Source organism: Enterococcus sp. C63 (assembly GCF_040887215.1).
Lineage (GTDB): Bacteria > Bacillota > Bacilli > Lactobacillales > Enterococcaceae > Enterococcus_B > Enterococcus_B hirae.
Genome location: NZ_JBFOFI010000002.1, coordinates 322,025 through 337,717, shown reverse-complemented (window position 1 = coordinate 337,717; position 15,693 = coordinate 322,025). Strand labels below are relative to the sequence as shown.

The 15,693-nt window shown below is 37.0% G+C and carries 17 protein-coding genes; 7 read left to right on the top strand and 10 right to left on the bottom strand.

Features of this window, described 5'->3' with window-relative positions:
- Positions 1-3 precede the first annotated feature (3 nt).
- On the top strand, positions 4-987 hold the full coding sequence (locus AB3H90_RS04165; RefSeq protein ID WP_010738295.1) for an NAD(P)H-quinone oxidoreductase: 984 nt from the start codon (positions 4-6) through the stop codon (positions 985-987).
- Positions 988-1,088: 101 nt separating this feature from the next.
- Here the strand turns inward: AB3H90_RS04165 and AB3H90_RS04160 are convergent, their stop codons facing one another.
- Together AB3H90_RS04160 and AB3H90_RS04155 are read right to left on the bottom strand one after the other, a co-directional pair.
- Positions 1,089-1,622 (bottom strand): isoprenylcysteine carboxyl methyltransferase family protein, encoded by a 534-nt coding sequence (locus AB3H90_RS04160; RefSeq protein WP_368016246.1) that lies wholly within the window; start codon positions 1,620-1,622, stop codon positions 1,089-1,091.
- A gap of 211 nt (positions 1,623-1,833) precedes the next feature.
- The gene (locus AB3H90_RS04155) at positions 1,834-3,345 is read right to left on the bottom strand and encodes a flavocytochrome c (RefSeq protein WP_368016245.1); all 1,512 of its coding nucleotides are present in this window, start codon (positions 3,343-3,345) and stop codon (positions 1,834-1,836) included.
- A 237-nt stretch (positions 3,346-3,582) separates the two neighbouring features.
- Between AB3H90_RS04155 and AB3H90_RS04150 the strand changes: the two genes are divergently transcribed.
- On the top strand, positions 3,583-4,422 hold the full coding sequence (locus AB3H90_RS04150) for a hypothetical protein (RefSeq protein WP_081127862.1): 840 nt from the start codon (positions 3,583-3,585) through the stop codon (positions 4,420-4,422).
- Positions 4,423-4,642: 220 nt separating this feature from the next.
- Here the strand turns inward: AB3H90_RS04150 and AB3H90_RS04145 are convergent, their stop codons facing one another.
- From AB3H90_RS04145 to AB3H90_RS04130, 4 genes are all read right to left on the bottom strand, one after another.
- Positions 4,643-4,948, bottom strand: a complete 306-nt coding sequence (locus AB3H90_RS04145; protein WP_010738298.1) for a bacteriocin immunity protein — start codon at positions 4,946-4,948, stop codon at positions 4,643-4,645.
- Between the two features lie 281 nt (positions 4,949-5,229).
- Positions 5,230-5,814, bottom strand: a complete 585-nt coding sequence (locus AB3H90_RS04140) for an N-acetyltransferase (protein WP_010719856.1) — start codon at positions 5,812-5,814, stop codon at positions 5,230-5,232.
- A gap of 107 nt (positions 5,815-5,921) precedes the next feature.
- Positions 5,922-6,842, bottom strand: coding sequence for a UDP-N-acetylmuramate dehydrogenase (gene murB, locus AB3H90_RS04135; RefSeq protein WP_010719857.1), 921 nt, complete (start codon positions 6,840-6,842; stop codon positions 5,922-5,924).
- 71 nt (positions 6,843-6,913) lie between these two features.
- Positions 6,914-7,834, bottom strand: coding sequence for a Gfo/Idh/MocA family protein (locus AB3H90_RS04130; RefSeq protein ID WP_368016244.1), 921 nt, complete (start codon positions 7,832-7,834; stop codon positions 6,914-6,916).
- 114 nt (positions 7,835-7,948) lie between these two features.
- Here AB3H90_RS04130 and AB3H90_RS04125 point away from each other — a divergent pair, with 114 nt between their 5' ends.
- The 3 genes from AB3H90_RS04125 (at position 7,949) to AB3H90_RS04115 (ending at position 10,720) form a co-directional block, all read left to right on the top strand.
- Positions 7,949-8,701, top strand: coding sequence for an exodeoxyribonuclease III (locus AB3H90_RS04125; RefSeq protein WP_010738301.1), 753 nt, complete (start codon positions 7,949-7,951; stop codon positions 8,699-8,701).
- Between the two features lie 191 nt (positions 8,702-8,892).
- Positions 8,893-9,426 (top strand): 3'-5' exonuclease, encoded by a 534-nt coding sequence (locus AB3H90_RS04120; RefSeq protein ID WP_010719861.1) that lies wholly within the window; start codon positions 8,893-8,895, stop codon positions 9,424-9,426.
- Positions 9,427-9,634: 208 nt separating this feature from the next.
- Positions 9,635-10,720, top strand: a complete 1,086-nt coding sequence (locus tag AB3H90_RS04115; protein ID WP_368016243.1) for a hypothetical protein — start codon at positions 9,635-9,637, stop codon at positions 10,718-10,720.
- A 97-nt stretch (positions 10,721-10,817) separates the two neighbouring features.
- Here the strand turns inward: AB3H90_RS04115 and AB3H90_RS04110 are convergent, their stop codons facing one another.
- The 4 genes from AB3H90_RS04110 to AB3H90_RS04095 form a co-directional block, all read right to left on the bottom strand.
- Entirely contained in the window at positions 10,818-11,342 is a 525-nt protein-coding gene (locus AB3H90_RS04110; RefSeq protein WP_368016242.1) for an N-acetyltransferase family protein, read from the bottom strand.
- Complete coding sequence (gene tsaE / locus AB3H90_RS04105; protein ID WP_010738304.1) at positions 11,335-11,808, bottom strand: tRNA (adenosine(37)-N6)-threonylcarbamoyltransferase complex ATPase subunit type 1 TsaE; 474 nt, start codon at positions 11,806-11,808, stop codon at positions 11,335-11,337. Before tsaE ends, AB3H90_RS04110 begins: the two co-directional genes overlap by 8 nt.
- Before the next feature lie 403 nt (positions 11,809-12,211).
- Entirely contained in the window at positions 12,212-13,192 is a 981-nt protein-coding gene (pta, locus tag AB3H90_RS04100) for a phosphate acetyltransferase (protein WP_010719866.1), read from the bottom strand.
- A gap of 152 nt (positions 13,193-13,344) precedes the next feature.
- Entirely contained in the window at positions 13,345-14,025 is a 681-nt protein-coding gene (locus AB3H90_RS04095) for a uracil-DNA glycosylase (RefSeq protein WP_368016241.1), read from the bottom strand.
- Between the two features lie 124 nt (positions 14,026-14,149).
- On the opposite strand from AB3H90_RS04095, the gene AB3H90_RS04090 reads away from it, so the two are divergent.
- Complete coding sequence (locus tag AB3H90_RS04090; RefSeq protein ID WP_368016240.1) at positions 14,150-15,019, top strand: Cof-type HAD-IIB family hydrolase; 870 nt, start codon at positions 14,150-14,152, stop codon at positions 15,017-15,019.
- 23 nt (positions 15,020-15,042) lie between these two features.
- Positions 15,043-15,558: an LURP-one-related/scramblase family protein gene (locus AB3H90_RS04085; protein WP_368016239.1), complete on the top strand. Its 516-nt coding sequence runs from the start codon at positions 15,043-15,045 to the stop codon at positions 15,556-15,558.
- The last annotated feature ends 135 nt before the right edge of the window (positions 15,559-15,693 follow it).

Sequence of the window (15,693 nt, the reverse complement as noted above, 5' to 3'; positions counted from 1 at the left end):
AAAATGCGAGCCATCACGATCAAACATCCCGGTTCTGCCGAAGTACTACAAGAGATCGATGCACCAAAACCAATAGCGGAAAAAGGACAATTACTCATAAAAGTTCACACAGCGGCAATCAATCGAACGGACATCATGCGGCGAGAAACAACGAATCAACAGACTCCTTACCCGATTCTTGGCGTAGAAGTAGCTGGAGAAGTGGTTGAAAACCGAAGTGATAACCCAGATTTTGTACCAGGTACAAGGGTATGTGGGTTAGTCAATTTAGGCGGTTATGCCGAGTACGCAGTGATGCCAGCTGACCGTGCAATTTTACTGCCCGATACATTGGATAATGTTGCAGCGGCTGGTATTGCAGAAGTTTTTCTAACAGCTTACCAAACACTCTATTGGCTAGGAAATTTACAAGAAGGTGAAACTGTTTTGATCCACGCTGGAGCGAGCGGTGTGGGAACGGCAGCCATCCAACTAGCAAAACAACTTACTAAGGCAACCGTCATCGTCACTGCTGGTTCATCAGAAAAACTAGCTTTTTGTCAAAAACTTGGTGCAGATGAACAGATCAATTACAAAACACAGGATTTTTCAACCGAAGTAGCAAGAATCACCAATGGAAAAGGTGTTGACGTGATCTTAGATTTCATCGGAGCTTCTTATTGGGAGAAAAATTTAGCTTCTATTGCTATTGATGGACGTTGGGTATTGATCGGAATGTTAGGTGGAACAATTGTACCAGAGATTGATTTAGCTACCTTGATCACCAAACGAATCCAATTAATCGGCACTTTGTTGACTCCTCGAAGTGATCAGTACAAAGCTCAATTGACTCAAGAATTTATGCAAGTAGTTGGACCTTATCTAGCTGACCAACGAGTCAAACCAATTATTGATCGTACCTTTACATTGGCGCAAGTCCAAGAAGCTCATGAATATATGGAAGCGAATAAGAATATCGGAAAGATTATTTTGACGATAACAGAATAACCAACTTTTAAATGCAAATAGCAATCAAAAAAAGCCGTAGAATCTCAAAAATAGGAGCAACTATTTTTGGATTCTACGGCTTTTTTTATTTAGCTAGTTTATTATGACTGCTTTATTTCTTTCTGTTTAATAGATGCAACTAATTGATTTTCCTTTTTTATTCGTAGATAGAGACAGAGACTATAAGGAAGAATAAAAATAATGAGTGTCACATAGGCGTGAAAAAGAAGCACGACTCCAATCAATTCAGGTAAAATATTTAAAAAATAATTGGGATGCTTGACCCGTTGGAACAACCAATGTTCAATCAATTGATGATCTGGTTCAAAGATCAATTTCACTGACCAATATTTTCCTAATAATTTAATGACCCAAAAGAGCATGATAAACGAAAATAGGATGAGACAAAATCCAATCCAGCTGACCCAATTAATTTGTGTTTTTTGAATGCTTCCCTCAAAGAAAGCAGAAAAATAAAACAGCGTATGTAAGATAGCTAACCATTTCGTAGTTGTTTTTCCATACTCAATCGCTCCTTCATGTAATAATTGGTTCGCATGCTTACTTGAAATTTTTAATACATACAATCGTACGAATGCGATTATCAAAAAGAAATAATATAATTGTTGACTCATTCGTTTCACTCGTTTCTATTTTTATTTATTATCATCTGGAACGACCTGCAAAAGTCACTTATTTTCTATCAAATAATCATTTATTCAAAGTAAAGGAGTAGAACCATGATCGCATGTTCTTCACAGTTTGATAAAAAATATAGGAGAAAACTAACTTTTGACATGCTAGTTTTCTCCTAATTGACCGTCCATTTACTTTATATTTACGTTCTTAATTTTCACTGACGAATTTTGCTGCCTGTTGTCCAGCTTGTCGTCCAAAGATAATAATTTCAGCAACCGAATTACCACCAATCCGATTGTTCCCGTGTAGCCCCCCAGTTACTTCACCAGCAGCATACAAACCAGTGATCGGTTGATTTTCTTTATTCAACACTTCTGTCTTCGTATTGATTTTCACGCCACCCATTGTGTAGTGGATACCTGGGGCAATTTTGATCGCATAGTATTTAGGTTCTGTCAGCCCATTATCCATCGCTGTCGTCCGATTAAAAGCGTCATCCTTTTGAGCATCGACTGCTTTATTCCAGGATTCAAGTGTTTGAGCCAAATTGTCTGCAGGCACATTTACTTTTTCAGCTAATTCTGCCAGATCATCTCCTGAAGTCACGTAACCCTTTTGCTCATAGAAATCAATTGCTTTTGCTCGATCTCTTACTCCTTGATCAAAAATCAAATAAGCAGATTTTTCCGGTAAAGCTGTAATAGCTGCGGAAACTTTGTCTCTTGTATCTAATTCATTCACAAATCGTTGTCCTTCTTGGTTGACTAAAATAGCCCCCTCACCTCGAACAGCTTCACCAATCAAGACGCCTTCATCTTGTTGGACTGTTGGATGTATCTGGATTTTATCCATGTCAACCGTTTGACCACCTAATTTTTCAATCATCGTGATTCCATCACCAGTTGAGCCTACTTGGTTAGTAGTGACATAGCCTGCTAAATCAGGACGGTATTTTTCAATCACTTCTTGATTGGCACCATACCCGCCAGTTGTCACTACAATTGCGTTCCCTTTGATTTCCTTTGGCTCTTCGCCTTGGACTTGTACAGTCACCTCATTGACTTTACCACTATTTTCTTTGATATCAGTTACATCTGTATTCACAAAAATAGGAATTTTACGTTCATGTACATTTTTTAACAATCCGTCAACTAAGTAACCACCAATAGCTGAGCCATCTGAAGGACGGTGGGTTCTTTTTTCACTCATTCCCCCAGTAATTGTTAAATTATCCAATTTGATTCCATTTTGATCCAACCAATCAATCGCAGCGGCTGAATGATCAACGAAGTAGTGGAGTAATTCTTGATCATTGGTGCCACCTCCGCCTTTTAATGTTTCTTCGTAGAACGCTTCATTGGAGTCATTGATTCCGTCAGCTTGTTGGAATTTAGTGGCTGATGCATTCATTCCACTTGAAGATTTTAAGGTATTCCCACCTGCTACTGGCATTTTTTCAAAGATGACTGGGTTCAATCCAGCATCTTTTGCTTCAATCGCTGCTGTCATCCCTGCTCCACCTGCACCAACAATGATAATATCATAAGAATCTTTCATTTCAGCTGGGTTGGTATACATTTGTTCCGATGCACCTGAAGATACCTCTGTTTTTTCAGATGATTTCGTGCTTGTCGTCGTTTTTTCTTTTGAATCTGCACTACAAGCTCCCATTGTTAAAACTGATGTAATAACCACCAAACTTTTTAGCACTTTTTTCATTCTTTTCCTCCTAAATTTTAGTACTCCTTTATTTTAAGTGAAAAAATTCACAATTCCAACTATTTTTTTATTCTTTTTATCAATAAACAATGACTTTTTCATCTAGCATCTCTAGATAACTACTTTTGCTATTTTTTGTTGGCTGTTTTCTTATTCATTTAGGCGTTTTGGTACAAATAATTTTGGTTTGCGCTTTTACCCTAGTATAATCTTTACTATAGATAAAGGAGTTATTTTATGAACTATCTGAAAATGTTTTTTATGAATGGTACCAAAACCGCTGGAAGAATTACCCATGCGTTTTATATTCTTCTACGGGTCATCGTTGCAGTAATGTTAGTCGATCAAATTTTTCAGCAAAATATGGGGAATACTTTTCTCTTATTGCTAACTCTAGTTTTATTTGAAATTCCTTATCTTCTAGAAAAAATGTTAAAGATCGAAATCCCGAATATGTTAGAAATCATTATTATTTCATTCATTTTTAGTTCAACTGTTTTAGGAGAATTAAGTGACTTCTACGGGTATTTCTCAATGTGGGATACTATCTTACATGCTTTAACTGGTTTTTTAGCTGGTGGGGTTGGTTTTTCACTTGTCTACTTACTGAACAAAAACACGAAAACAATGAATCTAACACCATTATTGTTAGCTATCGTTTCATTTTGTTTTTCAATGACAGTCGGTGTGATGTGGGAATTTGTTGAATTTTCAGCTGATCATATATTTCAACTGGACATGCAAAAAGATAGCCTTGTCCAACAAATCAATAGTGTGGAGTTAAGTAAAGATGGCAATACTGTCCACTCGATCCCTAATATCGAGCAAACCATCGTGGAATATAAAGATTCAGCTGGAAATACAGAAAAATATGTGATTTCTGGTGGTTATCTTGACATAGGGATTATTGACACGATGAAAGACCTATTCGTCAATTTTATTGGAGCCTTGACGTTTAGTATCTTTGGATATCTTTATAGTCAGAATGATTATCGGAAGTTTACTTTTATCCGTAACTTCATCCCCAGAAAAAAGAGAGAATCACGAACTGAAAGAAGAAAAGCATCTTCGAAATAAACAAAATTTTATCGTCAATTATTCTTTATGTGATCCTATCGATAACTTTAGAAACCAGTATAAGAAAAATAGTCTACTATTAAAAGCCTGGGACAAGAACGTCCTAGGCTTTTTTGATGGGTATAAAAACAAATAAAGTGTGTTCAGGAATTGTACTACTTACACTTATTAAAGAGATCAGATAAACCAGCTAGAAGTGGTTCCACGCTTCAGGGGATATTTATTGAAAAAATGGTCCAAAAGCGATAGGCGTCGAAGCTAATCCTCGACCTAATTCTTGTTCAAATCGCCCTATCGTAGAAATTTTTAAATAAAAAGCTGCGACTGGTGGTGTCAATTGACTCTTGATCGCTAAAGGGCGTAGTTGATATTCCAGATCTTTCATTACTCTTGGAAAATATTCTTGTTTTTCTAGTTTGTTTTTAGCCTCGATTAATGATACTCTTTCCCTTTCTTTGACTTCTTTATTAAGAATCAAGTCGTATAATTCCACTATAATTTGATTGATTTCTTCTGTTTTCTTCATGATATCGCTCCCTTTAATATCATTTGGCACATCTTTCTCAAAGCTTTAATAAATATTAAATGTATTATAGTCTAGATTTACCTCTTCAGGTCGTTCATTTCCTAAATAACTGTTTTCCATTCATAATTGTATCCTATAGTTATATATACATTCTTACATTTCAGCCTAAACCTATTTGAAATGAAACCAGTAGGTCGGAAAAAAGAAAGCCGAAATAACCATGATCACAGAAAATAGCTGATTCTACTTTCCATTATCACGGTTATTCCACAAAAAGAATGTTAGTCTTTTTTAGCTTTTATATTCAATTTTTCCAAAGTGTCCATTGCTAAGGGATACTCGCTATTGGGACGTCCATCAAAATTCTCAGCGATAATCGTAAACCCTAGCTTTTGGTATAGTTGAATGGCAGGATGACTCCAAGTTTGCGTATGCAGATACACTGGTCCATGAGATGCCAGCTTTTGGAAAATACGCAATACTTCGATCGTTAATGCTTTGGCAATCCCTTTTCCTTGATGCCTCGGATCTACTGCCAGCCAATGAAAAAGCGGATAGCTTCCATCCTTCCGTTTTTTGAACCAAGCGGTACAAGTCGCGATTTTTTCACCTGTATCAGTTACAACGAAAAGCATTCGTTGCTGAAGTTCTTCTTGATAAGGTAAAAAAGCTCTCTGAAAGTAAGCAAGTGCTTCTGTTTCTGTTGCGAACTCTCCGACTGATTGTTCGATTCTTGCCCATTCGGTTTCATCGCCTAGACGGTAGTACTCAAAATGATACCCAGTCGCTAAAGATTGCGTAGGGAGACTGTCACTTAATGGACGAGTCATCCAAATCTCGGCATAAGGAACATGTTTATCTAGCATGAGCTAACTTCCTTTCTAAACAGAATAGCTCTTTCTATCTGTTTTATCACAAAAATTTGAACATCTCACTGTAGTCATTGATGGCTAGTTCATTCAACTAGCAATGGTTACATGCTTGCATCCACTGTTTTTGCTTCGCCAATGATCCGTACTTCTGTTTCCAAAGACACATCAAATTTTTCTTTGATCACTTCTTGGATATGCGCGATCAATTCTGTATAATCCGTAGCGGTCGCATGATCAATATTGACAATAAAGCCAGCATGTTTTTCAGAGATTTGAGCGCCACCCCATTTTAAGCCTTGTAATCCAGCTTCTTGGATCAATTGACCAGTAAAATGCCCCACAGGACGTTTGAATACACTCCCACAAGAAGGATATTCCAATGGTTGTTTCGATTGACGTAATTCAGTCAGCTCGTCCATCCGCCCTTTGATTACTTCATGCTCTCCTGCAGTTAATTGGAAACGTGCTTCTAAAACGACTGCATCCATTTCTTGGATTTTACTATGTCGATAAGAAAACGCCATTTCTTCGTTGGTTAGAGTTTTCAACGTACCATCTGCTAATAAAACATCCACTTCTGCTAATACGTCTTTGATTTCACCGCCATAGGCACCTGCATTCATATAAACAGCGCCTCCGATACTTCCAGGAATGCCACAAGCAAACTCAAACCCGGTTAAAGAAGTATCTAACGCCGCATAGGTCGTATCGATCAATTTTGCTCCAGCTTCAGCTGTGACCATCGTCCCAGAAACTCGGATTTGTTTCATCTCAGTCAACATGATCACCATGCCACGAATCCCACCATCTTGAACAATCAAATTACTGGCATTACCTAAAACCATCCAAGGTACATCATGGGTTCGGCAATAATCCACTACTTCTTTTACTTCATTTTGTGTTTTTGGGAAAACGAGAACATCCGCTGGACCGCCCGTTTTGGTAAACGTGTAATTCATCAATGGTTCATCAAACAATAGATTGAGTGCTGGTAAATTTTTAACTAAGTCTTCTTTATTCACTGAGGATTTTCCTTTCTATATCAAACATCCCCATTATTCTATCACGCTTAAAACAAACTTGCCAGTTTCCCTCACATTTGTTGTCTTGTATGTTTGCGTAGCATTTCTTCACAAAGTGCATGACTTTGCATGATCTCTTGTTGCTTCAATCCTTCCATTGAAGGTTTTTCTTTGCTAATCTCTGCGAAAAATGTTTGAACCATTGGCTCAAAACCGCGTTTGACTAACGTACTTTCCCAATCGCCAAATTTTTCTATTTCGATACCAGATGCTCGTTGGATCGTCATATCCGTTAATTCCGCCACTTCATAAGTACCACTTTTACTAGTGATCTGATAGTTCTCGCTATTTGCTCCACTTAAAAGATCCATTGTTAAAATTGCTGTTTGATGGGCTGCTTCCAATTGTAAAACCGCAAATTCCAAAAATTCTTTTGTTTCACGAATCTGATATTTCGTACGCAAGATCGGTTCGTCCAAAAGATATACCGCCGTATCAACAAGATGTAAAAACAAATCATAGATCACAAATTCCGTTGTTTCCTGAGCGGCAATTCGATTTTTTTGTAACTGGATTAGCCGCTTCTCGGGGACTTGTTTCAAACGTTCGACCATTGGAGCAAAACGTCGATTGAATCCAACCATTAAGACAACTTGATTTTTATCTGCCAGTTCTTGTAATTCGTTGATTTCATTAAGGTCAACACTGAGTGGTTTATCGATATACACATGCACCTGATTTTCAAGACATTTTTTGGCTAATTCATAATGTACCTTTGTGGCTGCATGAATCATACAAGCCTTGATATCCTGAGACAGTAGTTCATCAATTGATTCATATAGATGGTCAAATCCATACATTTCATGGATTCGTTTTTTCGTTTCTTTGTTTCTAGTCGCAAAGTAGAAATCAATCTTTCCTTGATTTTTTGCATAAGTAGGTAAATACGCTTTTTCTGCAATATTACCCACACCAATCACACCAATTCGCATGTTCGTTCCTCCAATCCATTCATTACTCTTATCTTACACTATTTTTTAGTAAAATAAGGTACAATAGAACCACAAATGCTAATCTAAGATCCAAAAGAAAGGATGCGTATTTAATTGAAATTTATCTCCTGGAATGTGAATGGCCTACGTGCAATCGTCAATAAAAATTTTTTAGACGTCTTTCATGAATTAGATGCCGACTTTTTCTGTCTTCAAGAAACCAAACTACAAGCCGGTCAAATCGAATTAGACTTACCTGGCTATCATCAATATTGGAATTATGCAGAAAGAAAAGGCTATTCAGGCACAGCGATCTTTGCCAAAGAACCCGCACTAAATGTCTCTTATGGAATGGGCATTGATTTACATGATCAAGAAGGACGTTTGATCACACTTGAATACCCTGAATTCTTTCTAGTTACTTGTTATACACCTAATTCCCAAAATGAATTAAAACGCTTGGACTACCGTTTACAATGGGAAGAAGCCTTTTACCATTACTTAGAAGAACTAAAAAAACAAAAACCAGTCATTGTGTGTGGCGACTTAAACGTTGCCCACCAGGAAATTGATTTGAAAAATTGGAAAACCAATCAAAAAAATGCTGGCTTTACAATGGAAGAACGAACTGCCTTCTCACACTTGTTAGCAAATGGCTTTATTGATACCTTCCGCTATTTCTATCCTGAACAAACTGGTATTTATTCTTGGTGGAGTTATCGTTTCAATGCTAGAAAAAACAACGCAGGTTGGCGTATCGACTATTTCTTAACTAGTGACGAGTTGAAGCCACGCTTGATAGATGCAAAAATCCATACCTCGATTATGGGAAGCGATCATTGTCCCGTAGAACTAGACTTGAAATAATCTCATTGTTAGCCATCGTCATCCTAGGCAGGGCTGAATATTTTTATTAAAAAGAATGAAGAAAGATCAGCAAAGATGCTTCTTTTTTGAGCGTGGTCTTTCTTCATTTGATTGATTTTTTTTACATATCCATCACTTTCTTTTCTTCACTTTTTATGTTAGTGTTTATTTTTTAAGGAGGTTTTATGCACATGAATTTTGTTGCAATGGACTTTGAAACAGCCAACCATCAATCCCACAGTGCTTGTTCATTAGCATTGGTTATGGTCCAAAATAGCCAAATTGTTGATGAATATTACACACTCATCCAGCCAGAAACACCTTTTTTCTGGAGAAATGTTCAAATTCACGGTATTCATCAAGAAGATGTTCGTACCGCACCCAAATTTCCTGAAGTTTGGCAAACGATTCAACATTATTTCCAAAAAAACCGCTTAGTCGTCGCTCATAACGCAGCTTTTGATACGAAAGTTCTAGCTGGTTGTTTAGATTATTACAATTTGCTCCAACCTCATTATTTATCTTTATGTACGGTAAAAACCAGTCGTCGTTTATTTCCAGAGATGCCAAATCATCGATTGAATACTGTCTGTGAAAATTTAAATATCACTTTAGCGAATCACCATGATGCATTAGAAGACAGTCGTGCCTGTGCAGAGATTTTACTTTATCAAGAAAAACACTTTGGAACAGATCCTTTGAAAAAATTAGTTACCCTAAAATGAGCTACTAAAAAACAGGTAGACAAAAAATCCATGGTTGCTTTTTACAGGTAACCATGGATTTTTTGATCGCCTTTTCTAACCTTTTCAAGAACCTTTATCCCCGTCATTCCAACTACTCACCAATTTTTTCTGATTATTTGAAAAGATGTCCTCGATACAACGGTAAGATATGAGACACTATACTCAATAAAAGTGAAAGGAGTATCATATGCCATACGTTAATGAGTTACACCGTCTCTGTGACATCTGGGCACTTACCTTAGGCTTGAAAGATAATGTTAATTGGATATCAAGTGATGATAAAACCAATTATCCTTTATTACTTTCGATTTATATTGAAACATTGAAACAAGATCACGATAATTTTTTTATTGAAGCAACAAAAAAAGAGAAGTTCATCCAGTCCCTTGAACGAAGTAAGCAATTTTACACATTTGAACATGGTGAAGAACTATCAAATGTCCTTCAAACTATGAGGGATGATGACCCTACAGATTTCATGCTTCTCCCAATTCACTATCTTTTAAAAAAACCGAAGATCGATCTCAACATGGGAGTAATAGATGGATTTCGCGCTTCTGGATTATTGATTTATAAAGCCCCTACTGGTTATAAAGCAGTAATAGTTGATAAAATGAGACCTATTGATGGACTTCCTGTCTCCTACGTCTTGATTCCGCCAGAAAATTTATCCTCTCTTTGCGAAAAACTACTTCTAAACAATCAAGTTAAAAAGTACACAAAAGCAGAATTACCAACTATCAAAAAAAGAGAAATATTAGAGACAATCATTGATCACTCTATATCTAAAAAACTACTTCCTCTTAATGTATATACTGGCTATCAAAAAGTAGCTAATGATACTACCCTTGCAATAAAAGCACCTATCAAAACAGCATTATTTCACTGTCAATACGATATATTTAAATTGAGGGATCCATACTATGAAAAAATCACTTGGAAAAATGTTAGTTCTAATTCTAATTCTAATTCCAATCCCACTATAACCGCTCGTAAATCTTTGTTAGCTACTATAAAAAAATTCAGTGGCGTCTCAAATTGTTTTGATCATTTATTTTCATGGTATTTAACAAAAAAGCAAAGAAAAGTCAACTATGACTATACCGTTGACTTTAACAAAGATCCCTTTATCTACCAAATTTTTACGGGAGAAATCAATGATCAATCATATTTCTATCAAAAAAAGCAACAGTGCATTACAGCTTCAAAGCACATCCAAAAATCTACTGTTTTTCGAAAAATAGAAATAAAAAATGCTAACCCTGTCCGATAAAGTACTAACGGGTCAAATAAACAAATGATTCAGAAAATCTATGTTGCACTCTTTAGATTTAGGAGGAATGAACTGACTATTCCTCCTAAATCTAAGATCAGTCAATCAATAAAGACATCCTATAGACATCCAAAAAGTCCTCATCATCTGTTCGGGCCCCTCTTTTCATAAGCGCTTCGATTTCAAAACCCATTTTTTGATACAAGTGAACCGCTCGTTCATTTCGAGTTTGCACATCTAGTTCTAGTCTAAAAAGTACACCATTTTCTTTCACCCAAATCAATACTTCTTCAAGCAACATCGTTCCTAATCCCAAACCCCAATAGTCCTTTAAGATGCTGATCCCAACCTCTCCCACATGAGAGATGCGGTATTGTTCGCCTGCTTTAACAGAAACAACCCCGATGATTTTTTGACCCATACAAGCTAAGAGTAAAAGATTATTGTTGCTGTCTTGTAGATATTCGATGGATAAAGCTAAGGCTTCAGGTGTTAGCTCCATTCCTTGTTCATCCATAACTAAAAAATCAGTTTCTTCCTCTACTTGTTGCATCATTGCTAATAATTCACTGGCATCATTTGGCTGAGCTTCTCGAATGGTCAATGAGATCTCTTCACTCATTGTTTTGTCTCCATTGTTCCACGATCCGCTGTTTGAAAGCTTCACTTTGCTCTCCATATGCTTGCAATTTCACATATCTATATTCTAAATCTGTATCACTTTTTTCTAAAATCAGTTCCAAATAGTCTTCTGGTAAGGCTTCTTCTAAAAGATTCCCCCATTCAATGACAGATAGACCCTCTCCTTCAAAATACTCATCTAAACCAAGATCCGCACCACTAGCTGCCACACGATAAATATCCATATGATAAAGTGGCAATCTACCTTGATCATATTCCCGAATAATTGTATAAGTGGGGCTCTTGATCATTTGTTCGATTCCTAATCCGCGAGCAATCCCTTTGGTCAGCGTTGTTTTTCCGGCTCCTAAGTCACCAGTTAATACTAAATTATCCCCAGGCAGTGCCACTTCACCGATGACTTTTGCCAATTCTTCTGTCTTATCTAAACCACTTAATTCAATCATTCTAACTTACTCCTTCATCTAGCCTTTTGTGACAGTATATCGTGGATGGAAAATTTTTTAAAGCAAAAAAAAGGGACTGGGACAAAAGTTGTCTCAGTCTCTTCTAGTATCTCTAAAAACAAATAAACGGTGAGACAAAAGTAGCATCTTCGGAAATAAGCCGAAATTTACCAAAAATTTGAGAAGCAATTTTCGGAAATTCCTTCTTATTTCTTGATGCTGAACACTTTTGTCTCAACCTCTTTTTCATATGTGTCAAAATGAATAAATGATTTTTCAATCATCAGCTCCTTGCAATAAGTCTAAATTTTTCAAAACATGAGAAGTGTTTCAAAAAATCAGCGCTTATACGCTCGGAGCTGATCGCTTCTTTCATGAACTCTTATTCATTGAGTCTTAGATCTTAATCTAATAATGTTTGGGCTGCAGTAATGATCGCTAATTTATACACATCTTCTTCGTTTGCTCCACGAGATAAATCAGAAACTGGTTTATTCAATCCTTGTAAGATCGGTCCGATCGCTTCAAAGTTACCAAAACGTTGAGCAATTTTGTAACCAATGTTTCCAGATTGCAATTCTGGGAAAACAAAGACAGTTGCTTGTCCAGCTACATCAGAATCAGGTGCTTTTAGTTGAGCCACTGAAGGAACATAAGAAGCATCAAATTGTAATTCGCCATCAATTACATATTGAGGCGCTAATTTTTTAGCAATTTTAGTTGCTTCGACCACTTTATCCACTTCTGGTGCTTTCGCAGATCCTTTAGTTGAAAAACTCATTAATGCTACTTTAGGATCAATATCGAATAATTCAGCAGTCTTTGCTGATTCTACAGCGATTTCTGCTAATTCTTGGGCATTGGGATTGACATTGATAGCACAATCTGAAAAGACATATTTTTCTTGGTCACGTCCACGTACCATGATCATCGCACCACTTGTTCGGCTGACGCCTGGTTTTGTTTTGATGATTTGTAACGCTGGACGAACAGTATCTCCAGTTGAGTGAATCGCACCAGAAACCATCCCGTCAGCAATTCCCATATATGTCAACATCGTACCAAAGTAATTGACATCTTTTAAGATGCTTTCTGCTTGTTCCTTGGATGCCTTTCCATTACGACGTTCCACAAAAGCTTCAACCATTTCATCCCATTTATCATAACGATTTGGATCAATGATCGTAAAACTTGAAGTTTTAATTCCACGAGCATGAGCAGCAGCTGTGATTTCTTCTTCGCTACCAATCAAAATAGGTTCCACTAATTCTTCCGCTTTCAAACGAGCTGCTGCACCTAAAATTCTTGCATCAGTTGCTTCAGGAAAAACGATTTTAATGCTGCGACGTACAATTTTGAATCTCAAACTATCAAACAATTCCACAAGATGACCTCCAGATATTTTCTATGTATCCATCATACACTATTCCTAAAAAAAAGAACAGTTTATTTTATCTGTATCAGTCAAAAAACCATTAGTAATGAAGTCTTTCACATAACATACAATCTGACGTATAACAGGAAAACGCTGTCTTACTACACCGTTTCAGGTAATTGCCAATCGATCGGTGTTTCCCCTAATGCCATCAGTGCATCATTGGTCTTAGAAAAAGGTTTAGAGCCTAGGAATCCTCGATGAGCTGATAATGGACTAGGATGAGCAGATGTTAAAATGATATGCCGGCTTTTATCAATCATTTTCATTTTTTCTTGAGCTGGTTTCCCCCATAAAATAAAAACGATTGGTTTTTCTCGTTCGTTTAATTTTTCAATGATTTTATCCGTCAATATTTCCCAACCTTTGCCACGATGTGAGTAAGCTTGACCTTCTCGGACCGTTAGTACCGTATTTAATAGCAAAACGCCTTGCTTAGCCCAAGAAACTAAATTGCCATGTTTGACCGGCGAAATACCTAAATCACTTTGCAATTCTTTATAGATATTGTTTAATGATGGTGGAATTTTAACCCCTGGTTGCACAGAAAAAGATAAGCCATGTGCTTGATTGACACCATGGTAAGGGTCTTGACCTAAAATCACAACCTTTACTTCTTCGTAAGGAGTCAATTCCAACGCTTCATAAATATGATACATATCTGGATGAATTTTCTGAGTCGTATATTCTTTTTTTAAAAAGTTTCTTAATTTTTGGTAGTATTCTTTTTCAAACTCATCTGTTAAAATCGTTTGCCAACTGTTATGAATGATTTCTTTCAATCGTTCCACCTCCAACAATCAGGATAACTCACAAATTCTTTCTTAACAAGGGGCAATCTTCGCACGCAGTGTCATCTGGATATGGTAAACTAAGAAGAAGAGAAAGAAAGGAACGATGAGAGTTATGATCAAATTAATCACATCAGATATGGACGGTACTTTATTAGATGCCCATATGAGTATATCACCCGAAAATGCCGAAGCGATCCGCTTTGCCAATGATGCAGGGATTGAATTTATGGTTGCGACTGGTCGCAATTATCAAGAAGCACGTGCGGCTTTAGATGAAGTTGGCATTGATTGTGCCATGATTACGCTAAATGGTGCGCAAGTTTTCGACAAAACAGGAAACTCCTTGTTCACTGTTCCAATACCGACTCTAAAAACTGCAACTGTCTTAGATATCCTTGATCAAAATGAGATTTATTATGAAGTATCGACCAATCGAGGGCTTTATTCTGAAAGCCAAGCCAAAAGAATTGAAAGCTTTGCCTCAATGATCGGTAGTCATCTCCCCCATTTAACATATAAAATGGCGATTGCGATGGCTTCAGCCAACCTTGAACTTTTGCATATCAATTATGTCGATAGTATTCGTGACTTGCTCCAAGACGAAACATTAGAGGTATTAAAAGTGATTTGTTTCCATACGGAAGGTCCGCGAGTATTGGGTCCAGTTGGAAAAGAAATCAGTGAACTTGGTGACTTAGCTGTTACTTCGTCTGGTCAAAACAATATCGAGGTCAATCACAAAAATGCCCAAAAAGGAATTGCTGTGGCTCATGTCGCACATGACCGAGGAATCGAATTAGACGATGTCATGGCGATTGGGGATAATTTTAATGACGTTAGTATGTTACAAGTGGCTGGTGTTAGTTTTGCGATGGGAAATGCTGAAATCGAAGTCAAAGATTACGCAAAATTTGTCACTGATACTAACCTGGAGTCTGGGGTCGGCAAGGCAATCTTACGGGCAATTTCCGAAAATCTATAATTTTCGAGAAAAGAGGGAGAAAGATGTCAGAATTTTTCATTCAAGAAAAGCATCTCAGTCGTGTCACGAGGACTGTTGTTAAAAATGAATCTGGTAAATCCATCTTCTTAATGGTTGGTCGTTGGGGAACAAAAGGAGATGCTTTGTCTCTTTATACAATGAACGGAAATCTTGTGGCACATATTAAACAAACGAGTCTAACTTTCGGAACCCGTTTTGAACTTTATAAGGATTTTAAAAAAGTAGGAACGATGCAAAAAATCTTTAACTGGCCCGGGGATTTTTACTATGTACGTCGTCTTCATTGGACAGTTCAAGGAGATATCTATAACCATCAATATCAAATCCATCATTTTAATCAACGAATCATGAAAATGGATAAAGCAACGCTTTTTTCTGGAGATTATTATGTACTTGATATTCCAATGGAAGAAAATGCGCCTATCTGTATCTGTATCGCAGCTGTATTAGACTACTGGTTATATCGTAAAAACCATGACAAAGATACACCTCTTTCTTACCGATTAGACACAAATTAACTTGCTCCTTCTTATAATCAGAATAACTTCAAGAAAAAATAAGCCATCCTCTAGGAAACAAGACCCGCTAGTCAGAGCAAACGAACTTAGCAGATACGCTTCATGTAGGAAGGCTTATTTTTAGTTGGCTCAGTC